The following is a 15,374-nucleotide window of genomic DNA, read 5'->3' on the forward strand; positions in this document are numbered from 1 at the left end:
CGACAAAAAGGACAGAAGGGAACGCATAAATTAATGAAAACTCGTGGATTTGAAGTAGTAACAAGTTTTAGCGACCAGAACATCAATATTCCTCAGCGGGCCACCAACAAAGCCGCTGGTTATGATTTTGAAGCTGCCAATGATGTGGTGATTCCCAGTATTTGGAAGGCCGGCTTAAATACGACATTTAAAACCTTGCTGAATACCGTCCGTCAACCTGATGAAGCTTTGGCCGACGAAAAAGCTTTCAAGCCGACTTTAGTGGCTACGGGCATTAAAGCCTACATGGGAGACAGCGAATTTTTACAGCTAGCCAATCGCTCCAGCAATCCTTTAAAGCGCCTGCTAGTTTTAAGCAATGGCATCGGCGTGATTGACAGTGATTATTATGAAAACCCTGATAATGAAGGTCATATTATGTTCCAGCTGACCAACTTTGGCCTGCGGGATGTTCAAATTAAAAAAGGCGAACGCATCGGACAAGGCATCTTCTTACCATTTTTAAAAGCCGACCAAGACGAAACCGGCGGCCAACGCACCGGCGGCTTTGGCTCATCTGGCAAAGATTAAGTGTCAGTTATCAGTTCCACTTTTCGTAGAATCTAACGATAGAAGAACCTTTTTTAATTTTTAATGAATTGTAGCGCTGTAACTATTTAGTGGAATGATATGCGTACGAAGATAAAACTAAATTTTTGAAAAAAATTTATTACCTTAAATCGAATTAGGAGGAATCCTTTTGGCAAAAGCAAAAACGCAATTTGTCTGCCAAAATTGTGGGTATGTTTCACCGAAATATTTGGGACGCTGTCCTAACTGTGGTGAATGGAATACTTTAGTGGAAGAAATTGAACAAGATACAACAGATCGCCGGGTGCGGACTAGTTTAACCGGCGAAAAAGCCAAGCCGCAAAAATTAACAGAAGTGACCACCAAAAAAGAGCCCCGCATTAAAACTAATTTAGAAGAACTAAATCGAGTTTTGGGTGGTGGTGTGGTGACGGGTTCCCTTGTGTTAATCGGTGGTGATCCGGGTATTGGGAAGTCAACGCTATTGCTGCAAGTTTCTCAACAGTTGGCAGAAATTGGTGGCAAGGTGCTGTATGTTTCAGGGGAAGAAAGTGCCCAGCAGATTAAAATGCGGGCTGACCGTCTTGGTAATGGTAAGGGTGATTTTTATTTATACCCAGAAACGGATATGCATGAAATTAGTCGAGCTATTGAAAATTTGACTCCGGATTATGTGATTATCGATTCGATTCAAACGATGACCCAACCGGACATCAGCAGTGTGGCCGGCAGTGTCAGTCAAGTTCGGGAAACGACAGCAGAGTTATTGAAGTTGGCCAAAACAAATGGTATTGCGATTTTTATTGTCGGGCACGTCACCAAAGAGGGCTCGATTGCCGGGCCCCGCATGTTGGAGCATATGGTGGACACTGTGTTATATTTTGAAGGGGATAAGCACCATACCTTTAGAATTTTACGGGCAGTTAAAAATCGCTTTGGCTCGACGAATGAAATCGGCATTTTCGAAATGCATGAAAATGGTTTAGAGGAAGTAGCGAATCCCTCGCAGGTTTTTCTAGAGGAACGTCTGGCGGGCTCCACTGGTTCAGCGATTGTTGTGACAATGGAGGGCAGCCGACCGATTTTAGTTGAAATCCAAGCTTTGGTCACACCAACAATGTTTGGCAATGCTAAGCGAACGACTACTGGTTTGGACTTTAATCGAGTTTCTCTGATTATGGCGGTGTTAGAAAAACGCACTGGGCTGCTATTGCAAAATCAGGACGCTTATTTAAAAGCGGCCGGCGGTGTAAAATTAAATGAACCGGCGATTGACTTAGCCTTAGCTGTTAGCATTGCTTCGAGTTATAAAGAAAAAGGGACGCAGCCAACAGAATGTTTTATCGGAGAAATTGGTTTGACCGGTGAAATCCGCCGGGTTAGCAATATTCAACAGCGGATTAAAGAGGTTCAAAAGCTGGGCTTTACCAAAGTCTATGTGCCCAAGAATAATTTAAGCGGTTGGCAGCCGCCTAAAGGCATCGAAGTTATCGGTGTCGCCACTTTAGCTGAAACATTGAAAAAAGTTTTTAATTAAGATTATCAGCCCTCTGCTGAAAGGCGGCAGCCAGATTGGTCCGCGGGCTTTCAGCAGTCAGAGCTTGATTATAAAAAATAAGTTGAAAGACAGACACGAGGAGAGTAGCTTATGCAAAAGAGAATGATTTCGCTGATTATGGCAATCATTGGCGCTAGCTTGGGATTTTCCTATTTGCCGTTTTTTTGGCAGATGCTAGGCCAACAAGATAATAATTGGCTGAACAATCATTTTACGAACAGCCTGATTGGTGCCATTATTCTATTTATATTATCTTTGGCTTTCGCAAAATACATTGTTCGCCTGATTCGCCGCATCGAAAAAGAGATTAGCGAGGTAAGTTTAACCTATCTATTATTTGGAGCTGTTGGGGCGATTATCGGCCTAACATTGGGGGTCATTATTTCGACACCGTTGTACCGGATTGAAATTCCGGTGATCAACAGTATTTTGCCGATTATCTTGATGTTAATTTTTGGCTATCTAGGTTTTCGGGTGGGAACGACTCGGATTGAAGAATGGCGCAAGATTTTTACCCCCCGCAGTAAAAAAGCGGATGAGAGTGCTGAAGGACAAATGCTGGATCGCAAGGCTGAGGATTTTTTCCACAAATATAAAATTCTTGATACAAGCGTGATTATCGATGGCCGAATTTACGATATTGCGAAGACTGGTTTTTTAGAAGGAACGATTTTAATTCCAAATTTCGTCTTGTATGAATTGCAGTACATTGCCGATTCCGGCGACAGCTTAAAACGGGTGCGCGGCCGCCGCGGCTTGGATATTTTAAACGCATTACAAAAAGAAGATGGCATTGATGTGGAAATGTACGACGGTGATTTTGAAGATATTTCCGAAGTAGACAGCAAGCTGATTAAATTGGCAAAACTGTTAGACGGCGTTGTCGTTACCAATGATTACAACTTAAACAAGGTATCTGAATTTCAAAATGTGCCGGTGTTGAACATCAACGCTTTGGCCAATGCCGTGAAACCAGTGGTGATTCCGGGAGAGGCAATGAGTGTTCTCGTTGTCAAGGCCGGAACAGAACGCCAGCAAGGAGTCGCTTATCTGGATGACGGCACGATGGTCGTGGTTGAAGATGGCCAACATTATATGAATGAGCAAATTGATGTCATTGTCACCAGCGCCCTGCAAACAGCAGCTGGCCGGATGATTTTTGCCAAACCGGCCCATTCTGGTCGGGGCATCAATGAAAAAAATGACGAGAGTTAACACAGTTGATTGACCTTTACTAATGATTAGGAAGAGGGTAAAATGCAGATGGAGCGCAGAGGCTAGGACATTCATTCAAAAGTTTGTCGCCACCTTTGCACGTTTGCTTGCAGATAGACAGTGCAACCGGCTGTCAAATATCTGGAATATCAGTGGAAGAAATTGGGATTTACGATTTATTTGCCAACTTTTCAACCAGCTTTTTTACAAAAGCTGACGTTGGCAATACAAAAAAATCATGACCGACTGCTGGTCTGACAGATTAACTAAGGAGGAAAATTCATGTCAAAAGTACGTGTACGCTATGCACCAAGTCCAACTGGCCACCTACACATTGGGAACGCCCGGACAGCACTCTTCAATTATTTATTCGCCCGTCATAACGATGGCGATTTTATTATTCGGATTGAAGACACCGATCAAAAACGGAATATTGAAGATGGCGAAAAAAGCCAACTAGAAAACCTAGCCTGGTTAGGCATGGATTGGGATGAATCGCCAGAAAATCCCGGCAAATACGGTCCTTACCGTCAATCAGAACGGAAGGATATCTATCAACCATTAATTGACCATTTGTTATTAAGCAATTTGGCTTATAAATGCTATTGTACAGAAGAAGAGTTGGAAGCAGAGCGGGATGCACAAAAAGCCCGCGGCGAAATGCCTCATTATTCTGGCAAATGTGCTAATTTAACCCCAGAGGAACAAGCGGAAAAAGAAGCGCAAGGCTTACAACCGGTAATCCGTTTTAGAGTGCCGAGAAATACGTCTTACACATTTGAAGATATGGTCAAAGGCGAAATCGTCTTTGAATCCGATAATATCGGTGGCGATTTTGTGATTCAAAAACGCGATGGCATGCCGACCTATAATTTTGCGGTAGCTGTTGATGATCACGAAATGGAAATCACCCACGTTTTACGGGGGGATGATCATATCGCCAATACGCCAAAACAATTAATGATTTATGCGGCATTTGGCTGGAAAGCACCAATCTTTGGCCATATGACATTAATTATTAATTCTGAAACGGGTAAAAAGTTAAGCAAGCGGGATGAAAGTATTCTGCAATTTATTGAGCAATATCGGGAGCTGGGCTACTTGCCAGAAGCGATGTTCAACTTTATCGCCTTATTAGGCTGGTCACCAGTCGGCGAAGACGAAATCTTCAGCCAAGCAGAATTAGTGACCATGTTTAACCCAGACCGCTTGAGTAAATCACCAGCAGCCTTTGATGGCAAAAAATTAGAGTGGGTCAACAATCATTACATGAAGGAATTGGACCTAGATACTTTAACTGATATGGCCATTCCTTATCTGATTGCTGATGGCCGGGTAACGGAACCTGTTTCAGCAGAAAAATTAGAGTGGCTGAAAAAAATTGTCAGCTTATATCAACCGCAAATGAGCTATGCGGCAGAAATCGTGGAAGCATCTAACTTATTCTTTATTGAACATCCGGTCTTGGATGAAGCTAGTAAAGAGGTTTTAGCTGGCGAAACAGTGCCAACTGTTTTACAAGCCTTCAAAAATCAAGTAGAATCAATGGAAGTCTTAGATGTGCCGACAATTAAAGCGGCAATCAAGGCCATTCAAAAAGAAACCGGCGTCAAAGGGAAAAATCTCTTTATGCCGATTCGCGTGGCTGTTTCCGGTCAAATGCATGGCCCTGAATTAGCCGATACAATTGAATTATTAGGCAAAGAAAAAGTTCTTGCCCATTTAAACCAAGTCCTTTAAACATTTTGAAGGGAAGAAGTAGCAAAAAATTAATTTTCAGAGAGTCTGTGGCGCTGCAAACAGATAGTTAATTTTTGTGAAGTGCATCCCGGAATGGTTTTGACGAAAAGTAGTCAAAAACGGCAGTGACCGTTATCCACTTGAGGCGAGACTGTGACTCAGTTTTAAGGGAAGCCCGTGAGACATTCTTTTAAAGGAATTGTTTTCTAGCGGAGCTTTCAATTTAATGATTGGCGCAACTCGTAAAAAAAAGTGGAACCACGTTCAAACACGTCTTTTAGAATTTATTCTGAAGGCGTGTTTTTTGGCGGTTAAATGACTTGAGCAAGCTTGTTGGTCTTGTTGGTTAAGAAGCAAAGATAGGTAGTTTTCTGTTAAAAGGAGGAAAAGTTATGGGTTGGTGGCAAGCAGCGATTGCCGCAGTCAAGCGCAATGACCCCGCAGCACGTTCGACAGCTGAAGTTGTCTTGACGTACCCCGGTGTCCATGCATTGTTTTTTCACCGTTTGTCACATTTTTTATATCGCCATCAGCGATTTTTATTAGCTAAAATCAACGCACAGTTTTGGCGTTTTATCACTGGTATTGAAATTCATCCGGGAGCTGAGATTGCCAGCGGCGTTTTTATTGATCACGGGTCAGGCTTGGTGATTGGTGAGACAGCGGTGGTGGAAAGCGATGTTGTCTTGTTTCACGGGGTGACCTTGGGAGGTACCGGCAAAGACCAAGGCAAGCGTCATCCTACTATCAAACAAGGAGCGATGATTTCAGCCCATGCCCAAGTTTTGGGACCGGTGACGATTGGCGTTGCCGCCAAAATCGGCGCCAGTGCCGTAGTGATTACCGATGTTCCCGATTATGGAACGGCTGTCGGCATTCCAGCCAAAGTTGTCAGGATTAAAGGAGAGAAAGTTGAATGATTAAAATTTATAATACCTTGAGTCGCCAAAAGGAAATTTTTACGCCATTAAAAGAAGGTCAGGTGGCGATGTACGTCTGCGGACCGACCGTCTATAATTATATCCATATTGGCAACGCCCGCAGTACCGTAGCCTTTGACACGATTCGCCGCTATTTTGAATACCGCGGCTTTGCGGTCAATTATGTCTCAAACTTTACCGATGTGGATGATAAAATTATTCGGGCGGCTCAAGAATTGCAATTGTCTGCTCCAGAAGTAGCCCAGCGCTTTATTGCCGCCTTTAAAGAAGACACCGCCGCTTTAAATGTTAAACCGGCGACGCTAAACCCGCAGGTGATGGACCATATTCCCGATATTATTGAGTTTATCGAAGTCTTAGTCAACAAAGGCTTTGCCTACGAATCTGGTGGCGACGTCTATTATCGCACACGGAAATTTAAAGATTACGGACAATTAAGTGACCAGAGTATTGATGAATTAGAAGTCGGAGCGAGTCAACGGACTGGCGCTGAATTGGATTTAAAGGAAGACCCGCTGGATTTTGCTTTATGGAAAAGTGCCAAAGCTGGCGAGATTGCTTGGGAGTCGCCTTGGGGACAAGGACGCCCCGGCTGGCATATCGAGTGCTCGGTGATGGCGACGAAACATTTGGGCGACACGATTGATATTCATGGTGGCGGGCAAGATTTAGAATTTCCCCATCATGAAAATGAAATCGCCCAAAGTGAAGCCAAGACCGGCCATAAATTTGCCAATTACTGGATGCACAATGGGTACGTGACCATCGGCGATGACGATGAGAAAATGAGTAAATCGCTGGGGAATTTCGTGACTGCCCATGAGATGATACAGCGGATTGACCCGCAAATTTTGCGTTTCTTTATGGCGACGACGCAATATCGTCGGCCGATTCGCTATAGTGAAGCTACGCTACAAGAAGCCACCGCAAATTTACAAAAATTACGGAACACTTATGAAAATGTGCAGTTCCGTTTGCAGCAGGATTTTGCAACTGAGACAGCAACCTCTGCCAGCTTAGCGGAAATTGCCGCCTTTGAAGAGGCCTTTATTCAAGAGATGGATGATGACTTTAATGCCGCCAACGGTATCACGGTGGTCTATGATTTAGCGAAGTGGCTGAATACCCATCTTGAAGCTAGCACAGCTAGTCAAGCCAGTTTAACAAAAGGCTTGCAGGTTTTCGTTGGAATGCTGGCGGTCTTTGGGATTTTCTTTAAAGAAGCTGAATTATTGGATACCGATATTGAAGCGTTGATTGAAGAGCGCAATCAGGCCCGCAAAGATAAAAACTTTGCCCGCAGTGATGAAATTCGCGATCAGTTGAAGGAGCAAGGAATTATTTTGGAAGACACCCCACAGGGAGTGCGCTGGAGAAGAGAAGCATGAGAGATTATCAACAATTAAACGGTTTGGCACTAGCCTATGTCGGCGATGCGATTTATGAAATTTACATTCGTGATTATTTAGTCGAGCAGGGGCAAACCCGTCCTAATAAATTGCATCATATGGCGACAAATTATGTCTCCGCCAAGGCTCAAGCCTTTTTGATGGAGGAATTACTGGCAGCAGACCTGCTGACAGAAGAAGAAATTCTTTTTTACAAACGCGGCCGCAATGCCAAAAGCCATACGACCGCCAAAAATGCCGATGTGATGACCTACCGGATTTCCACCGGCTTTGAAGCCTTGATGGGCTATCTGCATTTAACTAAACAACAAGAGCGCCTTGAAGAATTAATTGCATGGTGCATTGAGAAAGTGAGGGAGACCAATGGCTAGACGACCAGAAAAACGCCAAAATGACCAGCGTTCAAAAAATTTCGGCGGTGCTAATCAGCGCAAACGCAATGACCAACCTGCCAAGCGCAATCGCCGTAATGACGAAGCCCCCAACAGAAATCAAGCTGACCAACCGGCTGAATTATCCGCAGATTTTACCTTTGGCTACCACGCCAGCGTGGAGGCTCTAACCCAGGGCAAAGGCAATAAATTATTTTTGCAGGAGGATGCCAAGGGGGAAAAGATTCAGCGTTTAAAAGAACTAGCTCAAGAACATAGCGTCCCAGTCAAATGGGTCCCCAAGGCTAAACTAGATGACTGGAGCAGCTCTGGTGTCCATCAAGGTATCGTTTTAGCCACGACACCTTATGAATATTTGGAGTTAGAAGAATTATTGGAGCAGGCTTTAGCTAAAACCGAGACACCATTTTTCTTAATTTTAGATAGCATCGAAGATCCCCATAATTTTGGCTCGATTTTGCGGACGGCGGATGCCAGCGGTGTGAGCGGTGTGATTATTCCTAAGCATCGGGCTGTCGGCATCACGCCGGTGGTTGCTAAGGCTTCAACTGGTGCCGTGGAATATGTACCTATTGCCAGAGTAACCAATTTGAGTCAGGCGATTCAGCGCTTGAAGGAGAAAAATTTCTGGATTTTTGGCACGGATATGACGGGCACTAATTTTCAAAAATGGAATGCCCACGGAGCGATTGCTTTGATTATCGGCAATGAAGGCAAGGGCATGAGTCAAGGCTTGAAAAAAGAAGTCGATGAGATGCTGACGATTCCGATGACCGGCCACGTTCAAAGTTTAAATGCCAGTGTGGCTGCCGGCTTGCTGATGTATCAAGCCTTTAGTCAACGGGGCGGTGGTCAGTCGTGAAAAAGCAATTATTACTTGTTGACGGCTACAATATGATTGGCGCATGGCCGGAATTGGTGCAGCTTAAAAAACAAGATTTGCTGGAGGATGCCAGAGAGGCGCTACTCAATCGCCTTTCCAATTATGCTAAATACGAAAGCCTTGAAATTATTGTCGTGTTTGATGCTCAACTGGTTCCTGGGATTCAACAGGATTATCGAAAATATCAGCTGACGGTGGTCTTCACCAAAGAAAACGAAACCGCCGACAGCTATATTGAACGGGTGGCGGGGGAATTAAATACCATCGCCACACAGGTTACCGTTGCCACCAGTGATATGGCGGAGCAGTGGGTCGTCTTTTCTCAAGGAGCACTGCGAACATCGGCCCATGAGCTCTATAAAACAATCCAAAAAACCGAAAATTATATCAAAAAAGATACCGCCGATTTACATTTCACAGATTTTCGCCGCAACTCACCGTGGAATGAAAACCAGCTGACGGAATTAAACCAAAAGCTGCATGACTTGATGGAAAAAAAGCCATCTAAAGGCAAAAAGAAAAAGTAAACAATAAAATTCTAGAAACCGCTCAACTAGCTTGAGTTGCTTCTAGAATTTTTTTGATTGAAAGACCCTCCCTACAGGTTGTAAAATAAAAGCACGAAGAACGCTATATCAAAGGGGAATCTATGAAGAAATTTTTAATAAAACGTTGGCTGTGGCTGATTCCGGGCATTTTGGCCTTCCTGTTGACCCAGTATGCCAAAGCTAATCCCGTCTGGACAGAGCAGGTTTATAGTTTAACTATTTATCCCAAGCTGACCACTGTCGTCGGCTTTTTGCCATCATTAGTCTCGTTTTCTTTAACAGAGTGGGTGGTTGTGCTATTTATCATTTTTGTTGTCGCTTTACTGATTTATTATATTCGCAAAATAATCAAGGGCCAAGGTCATCGGAGCTGGACTGCTTATAAAGCCTTAGCAACTGGCTTTGGAATTTTCAGTATGGTCTATTTTGTTTTTACGGCTTTGTGCGGATTAAATTATTATCGCCAAACCTTTACTTATTACACGGGTTATACGTTAGGGGAAACCGATGAAACGCAGTTGCAGCAGCTCTGTCTCGATTTAGCTGAGGAATTAGACACGGTTCGGGCCCAATTACCGGAGGATATTTATTCTTCACAGGATTTTGAAGCCTATGCAGAACTTTCGGTGACGGCAATAGCGAATTTGGCAGAAACTTATCCAGTGCTGGAGCGCTCCTTATATTCTAAGCCCAAGCCGGTTTTATTATCAGAAGTGATGTCACAGGCGGGAATTTCCGGTGTCTTTTTTCCATTTACAATGGAGTCCAATATTAACAAACAGGTGCCTTTTTACATGATTCCTTCAACAATGGCCCACGAGCTGGCACATCAAAGTGGTTTTATGCGGGAAGATGAAGCTAATTTTATCGCGTATCTGGCTAGTCAAAAAGTTGATGATCCGCTGATGAATTACAGCGGATTGTCATTAGCCTTCAACCACGCTATCTCGGCTTTAAATCGGGTCGATACTGAACAAGCTACGGCCATCAGAGAAAATCTTTCTAAAAAAGTGCAGGAGGACCGAGCCTATTATGCGGCCTATTTGAGTAATTATCGTGGCTTATTTTATCATGTTTCTACCAAGGTCAATGACACTTATTTAAAGGCCAACAACCAAAGCGATGGCATCACCAGCTATGGCCGAATGGTGGAGCTGATGTTGGCGGAGCGGCGGGAAGTTGACTAATTCTTTTGAAAGTGATGGTGATTATATGTTAGATATCTTATTGATTGGGCCCCTTGGCTGGGAGGCCTCGGTCTGGCAATTTGTGACCGAGCAGTTTCCTACTAAAAGGATTGCTTATCTCACTTATACAGACGAAAATTTAGAACAGCTAGCAAGTAAGGCTGATTTTCTTACTCAGCTCAGTGACCTGGACGAACAGCTGACATCGGAAACCGTGATTATCTCAGCATCTTTTGGGACCGTCGTTCTTCTCAGCTTTTTAGAGGAAAATTTCATGAGCAATCCGTTGATTTTGATTGATGGCTTTCAACAATTGCCGGAAAAAGAAGCAATTCCTGCGCTGTTTGCCGAACGTCCCGAAGAATTTTCCGATAAACAAGCCTACTTGAATACCGTCTTAGACGAAACTGATCAAGAAAATTCACAATTGGTAAAGATTGCACTGGATAATTTAACGGAAAAGCTACGAGTGACCACCTCTAATCACAATTACGTAAAGGCTTTGTCAGCCTTTAGCGGTGTTAATCCTGCAGAAATTTTGCAGCAGCTGACTCTTGGTGCTAGTTATGTTTTCTCTAGTGTGCCCATTACAGGAGTGAAAATGACAGCCATTACTCCGGAAAATCATTTGCTAATGCTGACCAATCCGAGACAGATGTTGGCTGTGGTTGGTGGGAAATTAGCGCAATAAAAACTTAGTAAATCCTCACAACTTTTGCTGTGAGGATTTTTTTCTGCCATTTAACATTTCCAAAACAATTCCTGAACAAGTCTTAAATAATCCCTCAGTAAACTAGAGCCATAGAAAACAATGAAAAGAGGTTATGAGGATGATAGCTTTAGCGCTTGTTTCGGGCATGATAGTCGTGCTGCTCAGCTTTGTAGAGGATGTCTTTCACCATTCTTTGCGGAAACTGCTTTATTTTAAGAAATAGCTTAAGTAGCGTAGCACATCCGTTGATTAAGTTAAGGAGGTGTTGAAATGATTGGTGTAATTGTCTGGCTTTCAAAAGCTATCTCAAGTTTATTTTAAAAATTAACATAAAAATCATTTTAATATTTTAGCAACAATTCATGAACAATTTGGTGACATTTTCCAGTTATATTCATCTTGTAGCTAAGAGCGATAGAAAGTTTGGAGGAATTCGAATGGTAAATAAGAAGGTAGCTACAATCGTAACGATTGGCGTTGGTTTATTAGTGACAGGTTTAATTATTAGAAAAAAACATAAATAACTTTAGGAGGAAATTTAAAATGAGTATAACTATTGTAAGTATTATCGTGGGAATCATTATCGCAGGACTATGGACGCTGGTGGTAGATTTAGTCGCAAAGGAACGCAGCACTGTGTTGTGGGTTATCAATTTATTATTAGGAGCGTTGGGGGCAGTTGCGGCCAATCAATTGTTGATTTATGGTCCAATGGTATTAGGAATTTCAATTTTACCGGCGCTGGTTGGCTCGCTAGTTTTGGCGATGGTAGCGACCTTTACCTTTATAAAAATTACCAAAAGATACAAATTATCCAGCAACTAATTTTTGTTTACACGAATCAGTAATTTTTAAATAGAAATAGAATTTTAAATACAAGGAGCGATTTATCATGACAGAATACAAATTAAAAACACCTAAAACAGCAAAGAAATTAATTGATGCGAATAAAAAAATTGAAAAAACGGTGGTTGACGGCTATCAAAAAATTGAAGATACCGTTTTGGACACCTACAAAGGGATTGAAAAGAAGTTTGTTGACAAATTTTTAGAAGAAAAAGACTAACAGAATCATATCTTTTATTATTGGCGGCATGGAGAAAATTTTCAACCAGTCGCCTGTACATAACCTTTTTTGAAAGAGGAGAGCAAAATGGAGCAGGAGAAAAATTTTATCGGCTACGAGTATCTGTATATCGTTTTGAAGCCAGCTGTGACGGCTATTTATATTGATGGCTATCAAAACTTTGGCTGGGAGCTGCTGGATAAACGCAGTGAGAAAATTCGGCAAAAAGAAGTTTTGCAATTTAAACGCAATCGAAAAATCAGAAATAAGGCGGAGCTAACCCGCCTGCAACGCCAGTTTGACAGTATTGTAGTGGATATTCAACATGTTGAGAAAAGCAAAAAAACCGTTCCTAACTTGATAGCAGTCTCAATATTTATTCTCGGCTGTGCTTTTATGGCCCTCTCAGTCTTTGCGGTGACAGATGGCAGCATTTTGAAGAGTATTCTTTTTGCGGTGCCGGGTTTTGCCGCTTGGCTTGGCGTCTACTTTGCTCACCAGAAGGTAAAAGCTTTCAAAAGGCAACAACTGCAGCCGAAGGTCGAGGCTGATTTCGATTTAATTTATGAAATTTGTCAAAAAGGCAGCCGCCTTTTGTGATGGATGACATATAATAGAGGTAAAAACGGGGTGAATAACGATGGTGCAGATTTTACTGGTGGAGGACGATACCCGTCTCAATAAAGTTATTTTGGAAGTATTAAAGCAGCATGGCTACCAAGCTCAGGGTTATTTATTGGCCAATGAGGCTTTGACTGCGCTGGATAATCAAAATTTTGATTTGATTATCTCTGATATTATGATGCCGGAAATCGACGGCTTCGCCTTTGCAAATATGGTGCGGGCTTTGGACAAGCAAATTCCGATTCTTTTTATGAGCGCTCGCGATGATTCCTTGTCCAAGGAAAAAGGCTTTCGTATTGGGATTGATGATTATCTGGTGAAGCCGGTCAATCCTGAAGAATTAATTTGGCGGATTGAAGCCATCCTGCGCCGAGTGAATATTTCCAGCGAGCAAAAAATTGAGCTGGGTCAGTTTGTTTTAGACAAAAAAAGTATGACAGCTTTGAATGACGGCGAAGAAATTCAGCTGACAAATCGGGAGTTTAATCTTTTATTTAAGATGCTAAGCAATCCCAACCAAGCTTTCTCCAGAGCTCAATTGATGGATGAATTTTGGGGTTTTGAGAGTGATTCAACCTTGCGTTCAGTGGATGTTTATATCACTAAATTGCGGGACAAGCTTTCTCAAGTAGAGACTTTTGAAATCAAAACAGTTTACGGAGTCGGCTACAAGGCGGTGGCCCGCTGATGAAAATTTTAGCATCAAAATCAAAAATTCTGCCCTTTGATATGGGCGGTTTTTTTCGGACTTTCGTGATATTATTGTTCATCGGTTCTGTTCCTGGTCTGATTCAGGGGAATGAATTTTCGCTGGCAGTTGCCGTGGAGAATGCCGGTTGGTATTTTATCTATTGGTTTGTGATTGCGGCACTAGTCAGCGTCTATTCAACAGTAAGAAAATATCGGGCCTATGATAGACCGATTGCGGCTTTGTCGGAGGCCTCAAAAAAAGTGGCGGCTGGTGATTTTTCAATTTACATCGACCCTAATTTGACCCAAAAGAGTAATCCTTATTTAGCCCGCATGACCACTGATTTTAATGTAATGGTCAAAGAATTAGGCTCGTTAGAAACCTTGAAATCTGATTTAGTTTCCAATGTTTCCCATGAGCTGAAAACACCATTGGCTGTTATTAAAAATTATGCAGAGGCGTTGGAGTCTGCACCTTTGACGGAAGCTGAAAAGAAAGAACATCTTGAAGTTATTATCAAGGCAGCTGACGAGTTGACTGACACAATCACCAATATTTTATTGTTAAACAAATTGGAAAATCAGGGCATCATTCCTAAAAGCCAACCTTATAATTTAGTTACTGAACTCTCTGAGGTTATTTTATCCTTTGAATCCCTCTTTGATGAAAAAGAACTGCGGGTAAAAGTCGAATTAGAAGATCGAGCTTTGGTGGACTTGGATCGCAATTTGCTGAACTTAGTCTGGCGGAATATTTTAGCCAACGCTATTAAATTTTCTCATAATCAAGGAGAAATTCTGATTGAGCAAACCTCCACCAGCGAGCATATTATTGTCGAAATCAGTGATACTGGTGTGGGCATGGATAGCCACACCCTACAGCATCTTTTTGATAAATTTTATCAAGGGGATTCTTCACGAAAGCAATTAGGAAACGGGCTAGGCTTGGCCTTGGTGAAGCAGGTTTTAGAATTGCTGCAGGCCGAGATTACTTGTTACAGCGAGCTGGGGCAAGGCAGTCGTTTTATCGTCAAACTACCATCAAGTAAAGAATAAATACGAAGGAGCAAAGCCGCCATGTTGGATATTAAAAATCAAGTCGTACGTCTAAAATGGTCGGCAATCGGTAGCTATGGGATTGCTTGCGGTAAATTCATTTTTGCCCTGCTATCCTTCTCCATCTTTTTAGGGGTGAACGCCTTTTACACAGCCGCTATTGGCTTAGGCAAACATCAGGGCGTATTGGGCATGGGCAAAGCCGCCGATCAAGAAAAAATCTATTATCGGCGGGTTGGTCTGCTTATTTTAGTGGCTAGCGCTATCTACTTAATTTATGCCCTGCATTTATTTATTGATCAAGAGACGGTTTATTATCAACCGAATGTGGCAATTGCGATTGCCACCATTTCATTTACTGAGGTGGGCGTCAGCATCTATGGCATTTTAAAAGCCAATCGCCAGAAAAATTTGCTGCTACAGGCGGTAAAATTGCTGAATCTATCTTCGTCATTGATTGGCCTGGTGCTAACGCAAAGCGCCATTTTATCTTTTTCTTCTGATTCCCAGCATCAGGCAACGGCCAATGCCATTTTAGGCCTGATTTTTAGTGGAGTGACCATGGGCATCGGGCTGTGGATGATTTTAAAAAGGACCAACAAGAAAAGTTCCGAGGTTGAAGACAACAGGCTCTCTTAGGCTAGACAATCTACCACGCACAATTATTTTTCTATCCACAAAAAAATTTGTAATTCAGCCAAGTTTTTTTCTAAAAAAATTGATAATACTTATCAACCGCCTGAAAAAGTCTCCTTTACAGGCGATTTTTTATTTTTCTGAGGG

17 protein-coding genes and 1 other annotated feature are annotated in these 15,374 nt (G+C 42.5%); all 17 genes read left to right on the forward strand.

Going from position 1 to position 15,374, the window contains the following annotated elements; genetic code table 11:
- Window positions 1–33 precede the first annotated feature (33 nt).
- The 17 genes from AC1Z3S_RS11965 (at window position 34) to AC1Z3S_RS12045 (ending at window position 15,230) form a co-directional block, all read left to right on the forward strand.
- Complete coding sequence (locus AC1Z3S_RS11965) at window positions 34–570, forward strand: dCTP deaminase/dUTPase family protein (RefSeq protein ID WP_461740545.1); 537 nt, start codon at window positions 34–36, stop codon at window positions 568–570.
- A gap of 169 nt (window positions 571–739) precedes the next feature.
- Window positions 740–2,107, forward strand: a complete 1,368-nt coding sequence (radA, locus tag AC1Z3S_RS11970; RefSeq protein WP_461740546.1) for a DNA repair protein RadA — start codon at window positions 740–742, stop codon at window positions 2,105–2,107.
- A 111-nt stretch (window positions 2,108–2,218) separates the two neighbouring features.
- Entirely contained in the window at window positions 2,219–3,343 is a 1,125-nt protein-coding gene (locus AC1Z3S_RS11975) for a PIN/TRAM domain-containing protein (protein ID WP_461738090.1), read from the forward strand.
- Between the two features lie 282 nt (window positions 3,344–3,625).
- On the forward strand, window positions 3,626–5,083 hold the full coding sequence (gene gltX / locus AC1Z3S_RS11980; protein ID WP_461740547.1) for a glutamate--tRNA ligase: 1,458 nt from the start codon (window positions 3,626–3,628) through the stop codon (window positions 5,081–5,083).
- Window positions 5,080–5,364: a binding site (T-box leader), on the forward strand. (Overlaps the previous gene by 4 nt.)
- A 111-nt stretch (window positions 5,365–5,475) precedes the next feature.
- Window positions 5,476–6,003, forward strand: a complete 528-nt coding sequence (gene epsC / locus AC1Z3S_RS11985) for a serine O-acetyltransferase EpsC (protein ID WP_461738092.1) — start codon at window positions 5,476–5,478, stop codon at window positions 6,001–6,003.
- Complete coding sequence (gene cysS, locus AC1Z3S_RS11990; RefSeq protein ID WP_461740548.1) at window positions 6,000–7,412, forward strand: cysteine--tRNA ligase; 1,413 nt, start codon at window positions 6,000–6,002, stop codon at window positions 7,410–7,412. The genes epsC and cysS overlap by 4 nt, the downstream gene beginning before the upstream one ends.
- The gene (locus AC1Z3S_RS11995; RefSeq protein WP_461740549.1) at window positions 7,409–7,804 is read left to right on the forward strand and encodes a Mini-ribonuclease 3; all 396 of its coding nucleotides are present in this window, start codon (window positions 7,409–7,411) and stop codon (window positions 7,802–7,804) included. The genes cysS and AC1Z3S_RS11995 overlap by 4 nt, the downstream gene beginning before the upstream one ends.
- On the forward strand, window positions 7,797–8,687 hold the full coding sequence (rlmB, locus tag AC1Z3S_RS12000) for a 23S rRNA (guanosine(2251)-2'-O)-methyltransferase RlmB (protein WP_461740550.1): 891 nt from the start codon (window positions 7,797–7,799) through the stop codon (window positions 8,685–8,687). Before AC1Z3S_RS11995 ends, rlmB begins: the two co-directional genes overlap by 8 nt.
- Window positions 8,684–9,235: an NYN domain-containing protein gene (locus tag AC1Z3S_RS12005; RefSeq protein WP_461740551.1), complete on the forward strand. Its 552-nt coding sequence runs from the start codon at window positions 8,684–8,686 to the stop codon at window positions 9,233–9,235. Before rlmB ends, AC1Z3S_RS12005 begins: the two co-directional genes overlap by 4 nt.
- A 122-nt stretch (window positions 9,236–9,357) precedes the next feature.
- Window positions 9,358–10,443 (forward strand): DUF3810 domain-containing protein, encoded by a 1,086-nt coding sequence (locus AC1Z3S_RS12010; RefSeq protein ID WP_461740552.1) that lies wholly within the window; start codon window positions 9,358–9,360, stop codon window positions 10,441–10,443.
- Window positions 10,436–11,134, forward strand: a complete 699-nt coding sequence (locus AC1Z3S_RS12015) for a hypothetical protein (protein WP_461740553.1) — start codon at window positions 10,436–10,438, stop codon at window positions 11,132–11,134. The genes AC1Z3S_RS12010 and AC1Z3S_RS12015 overlap by 8 nt, the downstream gene beginning before the upstream one ends.
- Window positions 11,135–11,698: 564 nt before the next feature.
- Entirely contained in the window at window positions 11,699–11,980 is a 282-nt protein-coding gene (locus AC1Z3S_RS12020) for a hypothetical protein (RefSeq protein ID WP_461740554.1), read from the forward strand.
- Between the two features lie 67 nt (window positions 11,981–12,047).
- A complete protein-coding gene (locus tag AC1Z3S_RS12025) occupies window positions 12,048–12,221 on the forward strand; it encodes a hypothetical protein (RefSeq protein WP_461740555.1) in 174 nt (57 codons plus the stop codon).
- An 87-nt stretch (window positions 12,222–12,308) separates the two neighbouring features.
- Window positions 12,309–12,821, forward strand: coding sequence for a hypothetical protein (locus tag AC1Z3S_RS12030; RefSeq protein WP_461740556.1), 513 nt, complete (start codon window positions 12,309–12,311; stop codon window positions 12,819–12,821).
- A 40-nt stretch (window positions 12,822–12,861) separates the two neighbouring features.
- Window positions 12,862–13,533, forward strand: coding sequence for a response regulator transcription factor (locus AC1Z3S_RS12035; protein ID WP_461740557.1), 672 nt, complete (start codon window positions 12,862–12,864; stop codon window positions 13,531–13,533).
- Window positions 13,533–14,591: a HAMP domain-containing sensor histidine kinase gene (locus AC1Z3S_RS12040; protein WP_461740558.1), complete on the forward strand. Its 1,059-nt coding sequence runs from the start codon at window positions 13,533–13,535 to the stop codon at window positions 14,589–14,591. The genes AC1Z3S_RS12035 and AC1Z3S_RS12040 overlap by 1 nt, the downstream gene beginning before the upstream one ends.
- A gap of 21 nt (window positions 14,592–14,612) precedes the next feature.
- Complete coding sequence (locus AC1Z3S_RS12045) at window positions 14,613–15,230, forward strand: hypothetical protein (protein ID WP_461740559.1); 618 nt, start codon at window positions 14,613–14,615, stop codon at window positions 15,228–15,230.
- The last annotated feature ends 144 nt before the right edge of the window (window positions 15,231–15,374 follow it).

The sequence above is a fragment of the Enterococcus sp. LJL90 genome, assembly GCF_056924355.1.